Here is a 16771-nt window from a genome sequence, read left to right as displayed (position 1 = left end):
TTAAAAAAATCTTTTTTTAATTTCATATAAACTCTCCTACAACATTTTTTGTTAAATCAGTATTCTCACATGAGATTCTAACAAGCAACAATCTCCTTTATCATAAACTCTTTTCCACTTAATAACTCCCAGTCTTTTATCCCACAGTGAGGACATTTTCCATTGTTTACTAAGAGATTGAAAACCTTATTGCAGTTTTTGCAAAGAGCGTTACCTGGTATAATCTCAATTTCTAATTTGGTATCCTGTAATAACGTACCGTCAACAGCGGCAGGATAACATTCTTTAATATATCTAGGAATCATTGAAGATAATTCCCCAATCTGCAATACCAATGAATCTATTTTAGTCAATTGATTTTCCTCAGCAATGTTTTGTACTGTCTTTACAACTTCAATTACAACTCCTAATTCATGCACTTTGTTCACCTGACCTTATGTTATACTTATTAATCTTCAATGTAGATACCTTATGAAAAAGGTTAAAATCAACATGTTCAGATTAATTTTTAAAGACCTTTGTTACCTTTTTAACTGCAATTTTGCCTTTGCGTTTAATCATATTTTTGACAACTATTGGTTTAAGTTTTTCTAAATCTACACTTTCTTTATCATATTTCCTTACAAGTGAAATGGCATCGAACTTACACTTAGTTGTACATCCACCGCAGCCTAGACACATGAATTCATCTACAGTAGTAACACCACAGCCAAGACAACGTTCTGTTTCCTTTTTGATCTGCTCTTCTGTAAATGTAGTACGTAAATCTTTGAATGTTTTCTTTGATTCCTTACCATCTACATGAAGTGGTCTTTGTCTAGGCATACGATCATATCCATCAAGTATTAGATTCTCCTTATCAAGTGCATGAAAATCTCTTCTATCACGACCAAGAACCAAGCTCTGTCCTGGCTGAACATAACGATGTATTGAGATTGCCCCTTGTTTACCCAAAGCAATAGCGTCAATAGCAAACTTAGGTCCAGTCATAGCATCTCCACCAGCAAATACATCTGGTTCTCCTGTCTGCAAAGTAAATGAATCTGCTTTTATAGTATTATTTCTATTTAAATCTATTTTACTGCTATCTAGTATTTTACCCCAATCCATGCTTTGACCTACTGATATCAATACATGATTAGTCTCAACCATTTTTGTTTCATTTTCATCATAAGTAGGATTGAATCTTCCATTTTCATCAAAGACTGAAATACATTTTTTGAATTCGATTCCTACAACACGTCCATCTTCCTCAATAATTCGTTTTGGTCCCCATGAGTTATTTATTTTTATATCTTCTGATAATGCTTCTTCTATTTCTTCTGGTAGAGCTGGCATTTCTTTTTGATTTTCAAGACAGAACATCTCAACTTTTGGTGAACCAACTCTCGTAGCTGTTCTTGCAACATCAATAGCAACGTTACCACCACCTATAACAACTACATTACCATCTAGTTTCATCTCATTACCTAAATTTACATCTCTCAAGAAATCAACACCTGTTATAACTCCTTCTGAATCTTCTCCTTCTAATCCAAGTTTTCTACCTGCTTGAGCACCAATAGCTAGATAGAATGCCTCATAACCCTGAGTCCTTAGTTCTTTCAGACTGATATCTTTTCCCACTTCAACACCTGTCTTGAACTGAACACCTAATTGTCTTAAAATATCTATTTCTGCATTAATTACATCTTTTTCAAGTCTAAAAGCTGGGATTCCAAGTGTCAACATACCACCAAGAACTTTTTGCTTCTCGAATACCGTTACTTTATAACCATCTAGAGCTAGATAATAAGCACATGAAAGACCTGAAGGTCCAGCACCTATAATAGCAATTTTATTTCCATATTCATGGCGTAACTTTGGTACATATCTATTTTCTTCTGTCAAATCCTGTTCTGCAATGAATTTTTTAATCTCATCTATAGCAACTGGGTTATCAATATCTCCTCTTGTACATGCTGATTCACATTTCCTTGGACAGACACGACCACATACTGCTGGAAATGGATTCTCATGCTTAATAAGTTCCAGAGCTTCTTTGTATCTACCCTGAGATGCTAATTTGATATAACCTTGAACGGAAATATGGGCTGGACATTCTGTTTTACAAGGGCTGGTACCTGTATCAACAACATTTTTCCTATTTATACGATAATCTGGATTCCATTTATCTGGTCCCCACTCAGTATTATGTGGAAAATCTTTTCTCTTCTCTTCTTCAATTGGAGTCTTTGCACATATTTTCTGTCCTAATTTCAATGCATTTACCGGACATACTTCCACACATTCACCACAGCCAACACACTTTTCAGGATCAACATGTGAAACATAATTGGAACGTACCATATCAGGATTTACAAACATTTCTGCTATTCTCATTGAAAAACATGAACAACCGCAGCAGTTACAAATAGCATGGGTTTTTCCAGAACCATCTAGATTGGGTATACTATGTACTAATCCATTTTCCTCTGCCTTTTTAATGATCTCAAATGCTTCTTCTCTTGTAATCTCACGTCCTCTGCCAGTACGGATATAGTATTCAGCAGCATGCCCCATTTGAATACACATGTCTTCTTTTAGATGACCGCAGCCTTCTCCCATAACCTCTCTTGTTGTACGGCAAGCACAATCTGAAACTGAAAAAATAGTGTTATCATTAAGATATTTGGATACTTCTTCATAAGATGCTTTTCTAGTCTCCCCATCTATTGCACTTTCAATAGGAATTACACGCATAGGACCTGTTCCTGGTGAAAAAACACCTACTCCCATTGGCCCTTTTCTTTTTCCGTATTCATCAAAGGCTATCGCTATCTGTGGATATTTTTTTACATTCTCTCTGTTATTGACCATCATTTCCATATGACCTGGAACCCAGATTTCATGCCAATACTTATCAACACCGTCTATCTTATTGACAAAAGCCACACCTGCAACTGCTAATTCCCATAATAGTTTTGCTGTTTTTTCTACAGATTTACCACATTTGGGAGCGATTTCTTCTGCACTCTGTGGTTTTCTTAGTTCAAGACAAAGTGCTACTTCTGCCATTTCTTCTGTTACGACAGGTTCCAAAATCTTATATTCTGGATATTCAGGTTTTATTTCCATCTTAGAACCTTTTTTTGTCCTGCTTATCTTATTCGCAAGCTCCAATACCTTTTCGTTAACCATGCCTATTCCCTCCAAATTTTATTTTAATATGATACCTATTGATTCCATTCTTTCACTTCAGTACGTATCCAATCAGCCCATTCATCAATTCCTTCACCTGTCCTAGCGGATATTGGAATTATTTTAATATTTGGATTTAATTTTTTAGCACGTTCTTCTACAGCCTCTAGGTCAAAATCAAAATACTCAATGACATCCATTTTGTTTATTAGTAGAACATCCACTATCTTAAACATCAAAGGGTATTTAAGAGGTTTATCATCTCCCTCTGGTACGCTTAAGATCATAGCATTTTTTGATGAACCTGTGTCAAATTCAGCTGGACAAACTAGATTTCCCACATTTTCTAAAATAGCAAAATCAATTCCTTCTGTCCCAAGACCAATCAATCCTTGTTTTGTCATATCGGCATCAAGATGACACATACCTCCTGTGTGAAGTTGAATCACTTTTGCTCCTGTCTGAGAAATTGTGTTAGCATCAACATCTGAATCAATATCAGCTTCCATTACCCCGATATTCATTTCATCTTTCAAAGCGTTAATTGTCTTTGTAAGAGTCGTTGTCTTACCTGAACCTGGTGATGACATTAGATTCAATAGAAAAGTTTTCTCTTTTTTCAATTGTTCTCTAAGCAAGTCTGCTTGACGATTATTATCCTCAAATACACTCTGCTTGATTTCTAGAACCTTGTATGTATCCATTTTTATCTATCTCCTTTTTTTTATAAAATTTTAAATTGGAAGTATTATGTCTCATAAATTGGTTAGTTTAGAATGTTTTTGAAGCATATGCTTTGACCTTATATGCTGAAAAAATAGAAAGTAATTAATTAACTTTTATAAATTTAATTCTAAAAGATTGTTATTATTTTATCACTCTCAGTATATTTGAAAATGATGGTGTTGTCAAAAAAAGAAAAACCTTGTAAAATCAAGGTTTAATGGCTTTCTATTTCAAGTCTAGTTTACACAGAAATGTTATCTCTAATCCTATATGTAATGCTGATTAGAGAGAATAATATATTGATAAGTGTAAACTGTACTTGAAAGTAAAAAAGTTGCAAAAATGATTAAATCATCTAAGCAACTCTTAAAAATATCTATTTAATATATAATTTGAGAATTTTATACAGTTATTCATAGATACTGTACTCATAATCTCTCCAGCTATATATATGTTGTTTTTGCCTTGCATTTCTTCTATTTTATCATAAAATCCTTTTTTCAGAGTACTTGTATCTACGTATGGACACTGATGCCAACTCTTGAATAGATAAAACCTTGGATTAACAAAGCCCAATTTCAATAAATCACTTTTAATAATCTTTAGTGATTCTTCTTTTGACCTTTCAGGTGAATTATAAGCATAGATCATCACTAGTTCTTCTCCATCACTTGAATCCCATCTAGAATTCCATATAATAACATGTCCTTTATTCTCTATAGATAAATTTTCTAGTACAAAACCACATTTCTTTGGAATCTTTTCAACTATAAATGCATAAACATTAAAATCTTGATATTTTATGGAACCGAAGTATTGATTCATTTGGTAATCTGTACCACAAAGATTAGTAAATTGATTGAGTGGAGCTGTGATAACAACTTTATCATATTCTAATTGTTCAAACTCAGTATGAACACATATTTTTCCATTATCCATCTTAGTGATTTCTTTAACATTCTGGGTCAACTTGATATCTTTTATTTTATGCTTCAAGGTATTTATGAATGTTGAAACTCCTTTCTCCCATGTACAGAAGTGAGGAAGTTCCATAAAAGACATTAATGTCTCATAATCCAATATTCTAAGAACATAAAGTGCAGGTATAACATTAATATCTCCTAACCCATAGCTTGTAAAATAATGGACATATACTGTTTTCAAAACCCTAAAATCATTTATATCACACCACTTTGAAAATGGAAGCATAAGAGAATCTTCTATACTATGGATATTCACTCTTTTTAGAGATCTGTATTCATTGAGGATATAAGGAAATCTATCTAGTTCTTCAACAAAATCATCTAAATCTTCTTTTGGTATCTGCATGATTCTATTACCACTTGCATCATAGTTGACCCGTGATAATTTTGGTCCATCATTTTTGATATTATGAGCCTTCATTAATGCCTTCAGACTATTTTGAGAAGGCAGACCGAAAAGAGCACCTAGCTCATAAGACTTTCCTTTATACCATATAGTATGTAATTTACCTCCTACCCTATTATCTTTTTCAAAAACAGTAACCTTTTCATATCCCTTTTCTTGTAGACCATCCGCTATTACAAGCCCTGAAATACCCCCACCTATAACAGCGACCTTACAATCATTTTTCTTTATTGTAATCACCCCGCTTTAGAGAATTAATCAAAGTCAGAATCCAAAGTGGCAATGTTTCTAAATCAACATTATTGTGAGCTACTCTTTCTAAGATGACCTTAGCTGGTACTTTTCCTTCATTACAGCCATTTGAAATCTTTCTAGCGAAATTATAATGTCTGAGAAATTTGTGTAATGCTCTTTCTACCTTATCGAAAGAGTCAATATTTTCTTTAGTAATTTTACTATAGAACTCTTTTACCAAAAACTTATTGAATTCATCCATATCATTGAAGATAGAATTGTTTTCATGAGAAATGAACTTGTGATTAATATTAAAATCTTCCATGATATCCTTATACTTATTATTTTTAATAAAATAGGGTATGAATTCTCTTGTTTTCTCTGTTAATAAATTATCAATGTCTAAATTTAAAGTACTCATCAAGTAACCGAGTTTCAACTCAAAATAATCCCAGATATCTATATCTTGTTTTTTATTATATATCTTAACAGAACCCCATTTTGAATAAGTGTCATAGAGGGTATATTGATATATTTTACCAATACCTTCAAATGTACCTATAAAATCAATTCTTTGAATGACTAAATAACCTACATAGGATGTTTTTGGGTTTTCAAAACATCTTATTAAGTTTCTATTATTTCTATTTCCTCTATAATTTTGTTTTTTGTTCTTACAATATTGTAGTCTTTGAACTTTTTTTGATAGATTGTTTCTTTTCAAGACATTATAAATCCCCGATACCCCAATATCAAACCCCTCAGCTTTTAACTCATAGTAGATTCTATTGGGTCCATCTTCAGGAAATCTTTGTACATAAGATAGAATTTCATTTTCTATTGTTTTATTAACTTTATTAGGCATTACAGGCTTTTTGTGTTCTTTGATCTCTAGTCCCACCATACCATGTTTTAGATAAGCCCTTTTCCAATTGTAATATGTGGTTCTTGAAATTCCAAACAGGTTACATGTCTGTGAAACATTGTTTTCTTTCAAAGCATGTTTTAAAATCATATATTTGTTGTATGAATTAAAAACTTCTGCTTTCATATCAGTCCCTCACTTTTCATAAATTATGAATAAGAGTTTGTTTTATATATACATTCTAGTCTAAATGCTTAATAAAATCAATTTATTATAGTAATCTTTTTTGTCCCTATTTGGTTAATAATTATTACACTTATGCAAAAATCATACGATTCATAACTCAAGTTTATATATAACAATTTAATTAATTATATAAATATTTGATTGAAATGAGCGTTATAGAATACTGATCTAGTAGATCATTTTCTAACCATTAATTGACATTACTTAAAAACACTTATAAAATATATTTATGTTAAATCAAATAATAAATCGAAATATGTAATTTTTTAAATAACTTATTATATACGCAAACTTACTACTGATATAATTCTTCAATAGTAGATTTAACTAGAATTGAATTTAAAATATTATATAAAGATTTATTTTTTAACAGTAATTTGTAGTACTAAATATTATACTTATAAATAATGGAGGTATCATTATGAAAAACAAACTAATTATTTCCTGTCTGATTATAGGCATGATTCTTCTTATTCCTAATCAAACATATGCTAGTTGGAATAATTTTGCATCACTAAATTATGAAGGAATAGCTTCTAGCAATACATCTAAAGATTCTAAAAAAGCTTTCAAGATGGAATATCCTAAAATGAATATACCACAACTAGAGAAAAAATATGGTGTTACCATAACAGTCGAAGAAGGCTTTTGGCCTAAAGATTCTTTACTTCAAATGATGGATAAGATTTATTCTAGATTTCCAGATGGATTAATTAAAGAAATGACTTCTTATTATAAATCAAAAGGTATCAAGACTAATATAAGATTCATATATAAGCAAACAAGTCTTGGTGGAAGTTTTTCTGATAGCGGTAAACATATTTATCTGAATTACTATCCAAACCCAATAGGTAATAGCTTTGCAGAATGGACAATCGCTCATGAAATGGGACATTACGTTCATAAATACATAAATGATATCTATGGTTATGAAAAACTAAAAAAAGAATGGACTAGTATTAACGATGGATTAGGTTATAAGAATGAGGGTTGCGACAAATGGACTGATTCTCATTATAAATATTTTGTAAGAGATTATAGTACAAAAAATTATTCTGAAGACTTTGCTACTCTATTTGAAGTAATAGCTGGTAATTCACCTGTACAATTAAGAACTATGCTTATGGAAGAAAGTGACCTTCCATTAAAAGGGAAAATAGATTTATTAAATAAGATCTTAGTTGATAAGGCAAAATGTGTAACGAGTCTAGCTAATTTGTGGGGAAGAGCAATACCTCAGAACCCAAGTGCTTCTACAAAAGTGACATGTAAAAATGCTGCTGAGTTAGGATTAATCCCTGAAGGAGACACATTCGCAGGTTTATATACTTCAAACATAACACGCTTGGATTTTTGTAAACTTATTATTAATCTAATAGAAAAAGAAACAAAGATGACATTAGAAGAATTTGTTGAAACTAAAGGATTGAAAAAAGAGTGGTACTATCGTGGTAGTTTTGGTCCAGGTGGAGAATGTAAAATTGATACTAACAATCCTTTTTGTGATACAAGTAATGAATCAATTTTTAATCTACATTCATTAGGCATAATAAATGGTATAAGCGACTGGAGATTTGACCCAGAAGGACTTCTTACAAAAGAACAAGTTGCGACAATACTCCATAAAACTGCATCTGTATTAGAAAAAGATTCAGATTATATTGTTTATGAATATGCTGATAAGGATAAAATTAGTAGTTGGGCAAAAGAAAGTGTCAATTATGTATCTTCAAAAGAAATTATAGCTATAGGTAAAGATAACGTATTTTCACCAAAGAATAAATTTACTTATGAGGAAGCGTATATGGCTATTTATAATTTTTATAGTAATTTATAATAAGATTCTAATGATGTTTTTATAGTATAAAACACAACACAAAACCCTTAAATATTCATTACTATTTTTTATAGAAACGGCATATATTCCCCTTTAAAGAGTTATATATGCCGCTTTCTATTAAATGGAAAGTATAATGAATTTCTTAAAGCCAACAGAGGGAACTCTTTTTCAGAAACGGAAGTAGCTCAGTTAAGGTAGACAAATATTACAATTGATGATGCTATTTACTTATTAAAAGAATACGAAAATGTTAAAGCAATAATCGATGAAAAAGATGAAGTGATTACTGATATATTAAAAAAAGAGTATCAGTATAAAATTGATAGAGTAAAGTCTTATATTGCTAAAAATCAATTGATGCTGCAAAAAGGAATAAATTATGATGCCGAGAGAAAAGAGTTATTAGCAAATGGTTTTTATACAACTAAATCTTATGAGTATGGCGAAGATAGGGTTAATGACTATGAACCAGTTGTTATTGATGGTTATAATAGTGGTGTAGCAGATTATTTTCTGATTTCATCAAGGACTCATGTTTGGGCAATGCAGATATTGCTGCTACCGCTACGCAAGAGTTATGGGAGCAAGTTATGGGTTTATCTGGCAATTATAGCTCTCAAAGCTTGTGGGCTTGTTGGTCATGGTCTATGCGCCAAGCTCATGAAGCTATTGATTTGGGTGGTGGTGGTGTTGATCTGAAAGCGGTATATTATCCATATGAATATCAAGCAGAAGCGTTTGATGTAAACTATGATAGCTATGGTGTTGCAGGTATGTATGTACATTCTTCATTTCCACAAGATGAAAGTGCAAACTACACTGTATTTTATATGCATTGTACTGTAGGTTCATACCCTAAAAGTGGTAATGTGCTTAATGGTTCAATATTTGGAAGAGAATGAAACTGGTGTACCAGGTAATGGAAAACATCTACATTTCTCAGTAAACAATGGACCAAAGGACACTCATTTCGGTACCTATCATCATGATAATTCGAAGAACAGACAATACTCAGATAATCCATATATGTATATCAGATGTCATCTGCAAGGCGATGTTCCTGAGTGGAACTAATTAAGAGAGTTTATATACACAATAAAACAGAAGGGATAATTTGGCTATCTATTACAGATAGACAAGTAAATAAAATATATGAAAAAAATTGGATTAACCATAATAGTTGTTGTATCAGTTTTTATCTTCATATTTTTAATCAACATTTCATCAAAAAAAAATTATAATATTGAGGATTATTACAATATCGATAAGCAATTCGTGAATAAATTTTATGATCATAGTACAGGTTTAATCGATTATGATGAAATTAAACTGAATTATGATGCATATTCGCTACTTGATACATCCATGAATATCAAAATTAAGAATATTAATCTTGACAAACTTGTAGATATTAGACCTTTAATGGATGAACATCTTGAAAAATTGATAGCTGATGGATATTCGGATATGGCTGATTCACTAAAAACAAATCAAGATTATTTCAATTTTATGGAAAAACAGATAATTCCTAACGATCTGTATTATTCTATAATAAATAGATATCCTAAGTTGAAAGCTTACCCAGTTGGAGAATTAACATATTCAGAGTATCATTCACTTACAAAACCGGAAGTATCGTGGGATTCTATGTTTACACCTGAAGAAAAGCAATACTTCATTGAAAAAAAAATAACTATTTATGATGGTATTTTTTTATTACATGCTTTTAAAACAATTGATAATATAAAAAAAATGTCAGATGTTGAACTTGAGCAAGTACTAGTAGATGAATACTTATATAAGCAAAAGAGGTGTAAGAACTATTTGGCGCTATACGCAATCAACAAAATATATGATTCTATCGACTAGCATTCGATTTTGAATAGATTTGGTACTATTCTTTTTTGAAACCAATCCAAGCTGTCTGTTTTTGTCCCTTGCAGACCTTTTGTCATACAGCTCGTCAGGAATATCATTGTAATGGTTAACCTGCAATCGGGGTGCATTGGTGGAAAGTTACTTTCTGCCATAGGGTCTTTGAAAGCATGTTTTTTCATCCAACCGTTGCAACATTGGTGAGTCTTATTGTCCAATGTTGCAAGGTAAATGTAATGTGTAATTCCCCATTCTTCAGAAACTTTGCATTTGCTTCTTCAATAAGCTTTTATGTAAAGCAACCTTTTAGCATTCTGTTTTATTTGTTGTTTGGACAGTGCAAGACTTCCAATACTAACAAGGTTTTTACAACCCTTGAAGGGTGTTTTTACCATTGCTACCACATCACTTGCAATTTATACAGGATTTCAAGTCTTTTTCTTCTATAATTCGTTGCTTGCACATTTTGACTTTGCTTCTTTTCAACAAACAGTGAGTTTAATTAATGTATTGGCCTCAGTAGTAACAACTAGCCTATTTACTATATTATCTAGCAAAATAAGACTTCTGCGGAACAATGTTTGAAATAACACAATATATTTCATTAGTTTTAGCCCCTGCCCAATTAGCTTCGGTTATATATACGTTTTACCATCCTATTAGTATATTGATAAAAAGAATATTGAATACAAGTCAGTATCTTTTTTTATACCAACGGAAAAAATAGAGTAATAAATAATTTAAGCTATAATAAATAGTTCAGATAAGATATTAATATGCGGACCAAATGGAGTAAGTAAGACAACAATTGTAAACTATTAGGAAGGGATAATTAAATAATTCTTATAGATACTGTAATGATACTATAAAATATTTAATCTCTTCTTCAATAACTATCCACCCAAAAAAATTACTACATCATCAACCACATCAATCAACACATGCCCAGTATTCTTTAAAACCTTAATCTTAGCTTTTGGGATAATCCTACTTATTCTATCTGCAATTTTCTTAGTAGGCAATAATGCATCATTTTCTCCTCCCATGTATAGAGTAGGCATTGTTAACTTATTTAATTCCTGATCTGTCAATACTGGTAAAGATCCCATACGTGGTCTATAGTACTTCATGATTAGCTTACCGAACTCTAAAGCTACTTCAGGTATCTTTTCTTTTCCATAGACAATTCGATTTAATCTATCAATTCCTTTTTCGCCTAAAAGCATCAATGGCATAACCCTGAACATAAAAGACATCTTACCGTTAGTAATGCCTGATGTGGCTAATAAAACAAGCTTTTCAACTTTTTCAGGCTTATAAGTTGCATATTTTAATGCCATCCAGCCTCCAAGTGAATTTCCAATAATTATTGCTTTCTCAATACTTAAAGCATTTATGACCTCATCTAACCACTTTCCATAATGGTCATCATTCATATCTGGTCTATTCTCATCACTTTTTCCAGGTTCTCCAATTATATCAATGGCATATACTCTGTAAGTTTCACTGAGTTTTTCAACATCTCCCATCCACATGACAGAATTTGTTGAAGAACCATGGAGTAGAATAATAGGCTTATTTCCTACATCCCCACTTACAATAATAAATGTATTGCCAAAACTTGTATCGATATTAATTATTTCTTTGTCTACAGGCCACTTTTGTATTAGATTATCATAATGATTAATTATCAAAGCCTTTCCTTCATCAGATTTATAGATTGAGTTTGTTTTCATTTCATCTACCTCATTTCTTAATCATTATTATCTGTTAATACGGATATACAGTTTAGTAAGGTTTCAGTAAAATAGATTGTTCCCCATAGCATAACTCTTAATTTATGAGTTTTTTCAATATATTGAATGTTGATTGTTGAATTTCCATACTCAGGGTCTTTTGAATTCATAACCGCTACAAGAGTATTTGAAATTCTATCTACTTCATCTCTATTCTTAACTACAATATCAATTACTGTAGAAACAGAAATCTTGTCATTAGTATTGTTGGATTTATTATCTGAAACAGAATAATCATGTGTTACTTCATGGAAGTTTTCAGGAACGATATTCTCTTCACCTTCCATAAATAAGGATAAATCATGTCCTGTAACCCTCCATTGTTTTCCAACTTTTGTACCTCTTAATTTCCCCTCTCTTACGTATTTTCGCACTGTCTTAGGGTGAATCTTCAACATTTCAGCAACTTGGTCTACTGTATAAAATTTATTTTCCATTTGTATCATCGCCTTTCTTTTTCTTAATGATATCATACTCAAAATATTTTTTCAACCTTTTTTATAACTTTATATACCTTTATGTAATTATATGTACTTTTACGAACAACCAATCAATAAATAATAGCTTATTATCAAATAGTCCTAATATACAAAAAACCTCCATAGTGATATTACATTAAAATATATCACTATGAAGGTTTATCTTTTATTAACTCACTTTATAGATGTATACTACATATTAATACTTAATCTTCTACACACTTTCTATAAAAACATCCTAGATATTTTTAGCTACTTCATATGCATTCCATATAGCGTACATAATATTTTGCACTTTATTAGCATCCCCAATTAATCTTACATTAGGAATATCAAATCTAATATCATTGAATAAATCTTTTTGTGAAGAGTATCCAATAGCAACAATGACGCTATCAACATCAATGATTGATTTTTGTCCATCTTCATTTAACACAAAACCTTGTTCTGTTTTTTCACTTATATAAGAACTTGTCTTAACATCAATCTTATTGTACTTAATTAACTCATGAAGCATATCGTGATTAGCATGACAAAGAGGTCCACCTATCTTAAGAATATCATCCTGCATTTCTATGATAGTAACTTCTTTATTTTGTTGTTTCAACCAAAGAGCTGTCTCACAACCAACAAGACCTCCACCAATAACTGCAACTTGTTCTCCAACAGCTTCTTTTCCCATTAGCACGTCTTCAGCAACGTAAACATTGTCAGCACCTTTGATAGCTAATTGTCTTGGGTTAGACCCAGTTGCTATAAGTACTTCATCAGGTGCAAAATATTTTATGATTTCTTTTGAAGCATCAACATCTAATCTAATATCCACTCCCAAATCTTTTAATACAACTTCATACCATTTAATAAGCTCATGATCGTCTTCTTTAAAATCTGGAACTCCTCCTGGAACGATGTTTCCACCAAGATAACCGTTTTTCTCAAGTAATGTCACTTTGTGTCCTCTTATAGCTGCTACTCTTGCAGCTTCCATTCCTGCGATACCACCACCTACGATAAGAATTTTTTTGATATGTTCTGCTTTTTCTAATCCATAATCTTTTTCACGTCCACATGCAGGATTTACCGCACAAGAAACTGTTGCAAAAGTCTGTAGTCTTCCCATACATCCTTCTTGACAAGATAAGCATGGTCTGATAGTTTCACATTTATCTTCAAATATCTTATTAGGTATATCAGCATCTGCAAGAAGTGGTCTTGCTAATGCAATCATATCTGTTTGTCCTGATATTATGGCTTCGCTGGCTAATTCAGGATCATCCATTCTACCTGCTGTTATAATAGGTACATCTACCGCATTTTTAAGAATTTCATTATATGGAAGGTATAATCCTTTCTTTTGATACATTGGTGGATGACTCCAGTACCATGAATCATAAGATCCTACATCTCCATTTAATGCATCATATCCTGCTTCAACAAGTATTTTAGCTGCTTCGATTCCTTCTGGAATATCTCTTCCTTTTTCCTGGAATTCTTCATCAGGTAATCCGCCTTTACACCAATCCTTGATGAAGCTCTTTATACTGTATCTAAGAGATACTGGGAAATCTTCTCCACAACGTTTTTTGATTTCTTGCACTATTTCACAAGCAAATCTTAAACGATTTTCCAATGATCCACCGTATTCATCAGTACGATGATTAAAGAAAGATATAGCAAACTGATCTAATAGATATCCTTCATGTACTGCATGTATCTCAACACCATCAAATCCTGCTTTTTTTGCAATGGCTGCTGACTCACCAAATGCTTTTACATAATCTTTTACTTCCTGGTTTGTCAATTCACGACATGTAACTCCTGGTAAAAATCTATGTGGTATTGGTGATGGTGCTACCGCTACTTTTCCCACTATAGATGGTATACTAACTCTTCCAAATCCTGCTGACAATTGTAAAAAGATTTTTGAACCATAAGCATGAACTCTTTCTGTCATTTCATTACCTGTTGTAATAAAATTCAAGGGATTAATTGTAGGACATGGCATAGATGGTAATGCACATTTCTCAATGTTATTTTCTACCATTGTTACACCAGTCATAATTAATCCAGTTCCACCTTTTGCACGTTCCACATAGAACTCTATTCCTCTTTCATTAAAACTACCATCTGCGTTACACATTCCACCTGGTCCCATTGGAGCAAGGACATATCTGTTCTTAATTTCCAATTCACCAATCTTAATTGGATCATAAAGTACCTTATACTTTTCCTTCATATCTTTCGCCCTCCTGAAAATCATCTTAAATGTATTTTGTTATCAACTATCTTACATCTAATATTGATGTTAATTTCAGTATAGAACATAAAGGAACTTTACTTGCAAGAGGATATTGTTATATTTTTATCGAAATCCATAATTCTATATATGGATGGAGTTTTGCTTCCTTTTCTACTTCTACTAATAGTATCTTACCCCAAGCTGTTTCCCCTATTTCAAGACCTTTGCTATTAGCATAATCAAAAGCTTTTTTGAATACTTTCTGTGGCTTTAGAGTAAAATCTTCATCTGCCACTACTATTGTGTGTAGACAGGATGTGCTTTCTAATTTTTTGGTATATAATCCTGCTGGCAGCTCTAATTCTTCTAGTTTCTCAGTCCTTACCAAATATCCGAAATTGCTCATTCCCATTCTTTCATCAATTACCCCTAACTGTACAACAGGCATGGCTTTTACCCACTTGTGAATTATTTTTTGTGAACTACGTTTCTTTGACAGCCATCCACACTCATCATCACACATAAGGGTGACTTCTGGGGATTGAGCTAACTCATATTTATTTAAGAGTTGTTCGATTCTTCTTATGCTGACAAGATGATCTTCAATGGCATTTGCTAAGTTCATATAGTACTTGGCTTTTTTGATTGCTTCTAGTTGATATCTTGTCTCTCTTTCTTCTATTAATTTATAATTATTTTCATTTCCACCAAATTGGGTAATGATGGTTTTCATAGGGATTTCCATAGAACGGTACTTAGCATAAGAAAGTAATCTGAATACATCTACTACATTGTAGTAGCGATGACCATTTTTTCCTTTCTCTACTTTTATCAAATTTTCCTTTTCATAATAATGGATAGCGCTAGTGGTACATCCAAGAATTTCTGCTAAATCTGTGATACTATACTTCATAACCTGCCCCTTCCTACCTAAAGTAACTTTAGGTATATGCGGATTAGTATTTACATTGTAACCTTCCTTTATAAAGTATTATAACGTGTAATTATAAAATAAAAAAGTTCTAAAACAAGCTAAAATGTCCTTTTTATTAGTATAGAATATCTGTTATAATGAAACAACTTATTTAACATTTATTCTGCATCATATAAATTATATTAACAGTCTTTGTATATGGACCACTCACATGATTATATTATTTTATTAAAATGGTAATAATAACCCAAGAAGAAAAGAGAATAACGGCGTATTACACCACTTACACTAGAGAGGAGTTACACCATGGATAATTGGCTTGAATGGCTAGGTTATTTAGCTTCACTTATTGTTTTAATATCTTTACTTATGAGTTCTATAATAAAATTGAGATGGATTAGTCTAATTGGTTCTTTATTGTTTTCATTATATGGTTTTTTAATAGGTGCTTTACCTGTAGGATTGATGAATCTTTGTATATGCTTCATTAATATCTATTTCTTATTCAAAATATATAACTATAAGGAATATTTTAAAATACTGCCAATCAAAAAACATTCACTTTATTATGACTATTTTCTTGATTTTTATAAAGATGAAATCAAAAAATTCTCAGAATCAGAATTCAGTATTGAAGATTCAGATGTAGCTTTCTATATTTTAAGAAACATGGTTCCAGCTGGAATATTCATGTCAACAAAATTAAATGATGATACCCTTAAAATAAATCTTGATTTTGTAGTACCTGAATACAGGGATTTCAAGATAGCTAAATATGTTTTTGACAAGAATAAAGAATATTTTACTGATAAAGGTTTCTATAACCTTGTTAGTTTTTCTTCAAATGAGCAGCATATTAAATATCTATTGAAGATGGGGTTTGAATTAGATTCTATAGAGGATGAAAAATGTTATATGAAATCGTTATAATCATCATTATTTTTATTGCTAATAAAAAAGGGCTGATT

At 31.5% G+C, this 16771-nt stretch carries 16 protein-coding genes; 6 read left to right on the top strand and 10 right to left on the bottom strand.

Annotated features, from left to right (window positions below):
- Positions 1-77: 77 nt before the first annotated feature.
- From AACQ14_RS17485 to AACQ14_RS17465, 5 genes are all read right to left on the bottom strand, one after another.
- Positions 78-419, bottom strand: coding sequence for a hydrogenase maturation nickel metallochaperone HypA/HybF (locus AACQ14_RS17485; RefSeq protein ID WP_339364877.1), 342 nt, complete (start codon positions 417-419; stop codon positions 78-80).
- A gap of 82 nt (positions 420-501) precedes the next feature.
- A complete protein-coding gene (locus tag AACQ14_RS17480; RefSeq protein ID WP_339364876.1) occupies positions 502-3180 on the bottom strand; it encodes an FAD-dependent oxidoreductase in 2679 nt (892 codons plus the stop codon).
- Positions 3181-3215: 35 nt separating this feature from the next.
- Positions 3216-3884, bottom strand: coding sequence for a hydrogenase nickel incorporation protein HypB (hypB, locus tag AACQ14_RS17475; protein WP_339364875.1), 669 nt, complete (start codon positions 3882-3884; stop codon positions 3216-3218).
- 388 nt (positions 3885-4272) lie between these two features.
- Entirely contained in the window at positions 4273-5535 is a 1263-nt protein-coding gene (locus AACQ14_RS17470) for an FAD-dependent oxidoreductase (protein ID WP_339364874.1), read from the bottom strand.
- Positions 5513-6580, bottom strand: a complete 1068-nt coding sequence (locus AACQ14_RS17465) for a helix-turn-helix domain-containing protein (protein ID WP_339364873.1) — start codon at positions 6578-6580, stop codon at positions 5513-5515. The genes AACQ14_RS17470 and AACQ14_RS17465 overlap by 23 nt, the downstream gene beginning before the upstream one ends.
- Positions 6581-7061: 481 nt before the next feature.
- Between AACQ14_RS17465 and AACQ14_RS17460 the strand changes: the two genes are divergently transcribed.
- The 5 genes from AACQ14_RS17460 (at position 7062) to AACQ14_RS17440 (ending at position 10349) form a co-directional block, all read left to right on the top strand.
- Complete coding sequence (locus tag AACQ14_RS17460; protein ID WP_339364872.1) at positions 7062-8477, top strand: S-layer homology domain-containing protein; 1416 nt, start codon at positions 7062-7064, stop codon at positions 8475-8477.
- Positions 8478-8759: 282 nt separating this feature from the next.
- Positions 8760-9179 carry a hypothetical protein gene (locus tag AACQ14_RS17455; RefSeq protein ID WP_339364871.1) on the top strand — a complete coding sequence of 140 codons (420 nt, stop codon included), beginning with the start codon at positions 8760-8762 and terminating at the stop codon, positions 9177-9179.
- Positions 9128-9382: a hypothetical protein gene (locus AACQ14_RS17450; RefSeq protein WP_339364870.1), complete on the top strand. Its 255-nt coding sequence runs from the start codon at positions 9128-9130 to the stop codon at positions 9380-9382. The genes AACQ14_RS17455 and AACQ14_RS17450 overlap by 52 nt, the downstream gene beginning before the upstream one ends.
- Positions 9357-9554, top strand: a complete 198-nt coding sequence (locus tag AACQ14_RS17445; protein ID WP_339364869.1) for a hypothetical protein — start codon at positions 9357-9359, stop codon at positions 9552-9554. Before AACQ14_RS17450 ends, AACQ14_RS17445 begins: the two co-directional genes overlap by 26 nt.
- 78 nt (positions 9555-9632) lie before the next feature.
- Positions 9633-10349 carry a hypothetical protein gene (locus tag AACQ14_RS17440; RefSeq protein WP_339364868.1) on the top strand — a complete coding sequence of 239 codons (717 nt, stop codon included), beginning with the start codon at positions 9633-9635 and terminating at the stop codon, positions 10347-10349.
- On the opposite strand, the gene AACQ14_RS17435 is transcribed toward AACQ14_RS17440, so the two are convergent.
- From AACQ14_RS17435 to AACQ14_RS17415, 5 genes are all read right to left on the bottom strand, one after another.
- Positions 10346-10537: a structural protein gene (locus tag AACQ14_RS17435; protein ID WP_339364867.1), complete on the bottom strand. Its 192-nt coding sequence runs from the start codon at positions 10535-10537 to the stop codon at positions 10346-10348. The genes AACQ14_RS17440 and AACQ14_RS17435 overlap by 4 nt on opposite strands.
- A 711-nt stretch (positions 10538-11248) precedes the next feature.
- On the bottom strand, positions 11249-12091 hold the full coding sequence (locus tag AACQ14_RS17430; protein WP_339364866.1) for an alpha/beta fold hydrolase: 843 nt from the start codon (positions 12089-12091) through the stop codon (positions 11249-11251).
- 17 nt (positions 12092-12108) lie between these two features.
- Positions 12109-12588 (bottom strand): helix-turn-helix domain-containing protein, encoded by a 480-nt coding sequence (locus tag AACQ14_RS17425; protein ID WP_339364865.1) that lies wholly within the window; start codon positions 12586-12588, stop codon positions 12109-12111.
- Positions 12589-12868: 280 nt separating this feature from the next.
- Positions 12869-14866, bottom strand: a complete 1998-nt coding sequence (locus AACQ14_RS17420; protein WP_339364864.1) for an oxidoreductase — start codon at positions 14864-14866, stop codon at positions 12869-12871.
- Between the two features lie 118 nt (positions 14867-14984).
- Positions 14985-15782 carry a MerR family transcriptional regulator gene (locus tag AACQ14_RS17415; RefSeq protein ID WP_339364863.1) on the bottom strand — a complete coding sequence of 266 codons (798 nt, stop codon included), beginning with the start codon at positions 15780-15782 and terminating at the stop codon, positions 14985-14987.
- A gap of 327 nt (positions 15783-16109) precedes the next feature.
- Between AACQ14_RS17415 and AACQ14_RS17410 the strand changes: the two genes are divergently transcribed.
- A complete protein-coding gene (locus tag AACQ14_RS17410; RefSeq protein WP_339364862.1) occupies positions 16110-16733 on the top strand; it encodes a YgjV family protein in 624 nt (207 codons plus the stop codon).
- The last annotated feature ends 38 nt before the right edge of the window (positions 16734-16771 follow it).

This window comes from Vallitalea maricola, from assembly GCF_036985595.1.
GTDB lineage: Bacteria > Bacillota > Clostridia > Lachnospirales > Vallitaleaceae > Vallitalea > Vallitalea maricola.
Note: the sequence above shows the minus strand (reverse complement) of the source record. Positions and strands in the feature narration are given on the sequence as shown.

What these genes read in the sequence shown, in the direction of transcription:
- AACQ14_RS17480 (WP_339364876.1), bottom strand. Translation starts at nt 3,180, where the DNA reads ATGGTTAACGAAAAGGTATTGGAGCTTGCGAATAAGATAAGCAGGACA.
- AACQ14_RS17465 (WP_339364873.1), bottom strand. Translation starts at nt 6,580, where the DNA reads ATGAAAGCAGAAGTTTTTAATTCATACAACAAATATATGATTTTAAAA.
- AACQ14_RS17460 (WP_339364872.1), top strand. Translation starts at nt 7,062, where the DNA reads ATGAAAAACAAACTAATTATTTCCTGTCTGATTATAGGCATGATTCTT.
- AACQ14_RS17410 (WP_339364862.1), top strand. Translation starts at nt 16,110, where the DNA reads ATGGATAATTGGCTTGAATGGCTAGGTTATTTAGCTTCACTTATTGTT.
- AACQ14_RS17445 (WP_339364869.1), top strand. Translation starts at nt 9,357, where the DNA reads ATGGTTCAATATTTGGAAGAGAATGAAACTGGTGTACCAGGTAATGGA.
- AACQ14_RS17430 (WP_339364866.1), bottom strand. Translation starts at nt 12,091, where the DNA reads ATGAAAACAAACTCAATCTATAAATCTGATGAAGGAAAGGCTTTGATA.
- hypB (WP_339364875.1), bottom strand. Translation starts at nt 3,884, where the DNA reads ATGGATACATACAAGGTTCTAGAAATCAAGCAGAGTGTATTTGAGGAT.
- AACQ14_RS17415 (WP_339364863.1), bottom strand. Translation starts at nt 15,782, where the DNA reads ATGAAGTATAGTATCACAGATTTAGCAGAAATTCTTGGATGTACCACT.
- AACQ14_RS17420 (WP_339364864.1), bottom strand. Translation starts at nt 14,866, where the DNA reads ATGAAGGAAAAGTATAAGGTACTTTATGATCCAATTAAGATTGGTGAA.
- AACQ14_RS17435 (WP_339364867.1), bottom strand. Translation starts at nt 10,537, where the DNA reads ATGAAAAAACATGCTTTCAAAGACCCTATGGCAGAAAGTAACTTTCCA.
- AACQ14_RS17425 (WP_339364865.1), bottom strand. Translation starts at nt 12,588, where the DNA reads ATGGAAAATAAATTTTATACAGTAGACCAAGTTGCTGAAATGTTGAAG.
- AACQ14_RS17450 (WP_339364870.1), top strand. Translation starts at nt 9,128, where the DNA reads ATGCGCCAAGCTCATGAAGCTATTGATTTGGGTGGTGGTGGTGTTGAT.
- AACQ14_RS17440 (WP_339364868.1), top strand. Translation starts at nt 9,633, where the DNA reads ATGAAAAAAATTGGATTAACCATAATAGTTGTTGTATCAGTTTTTATC.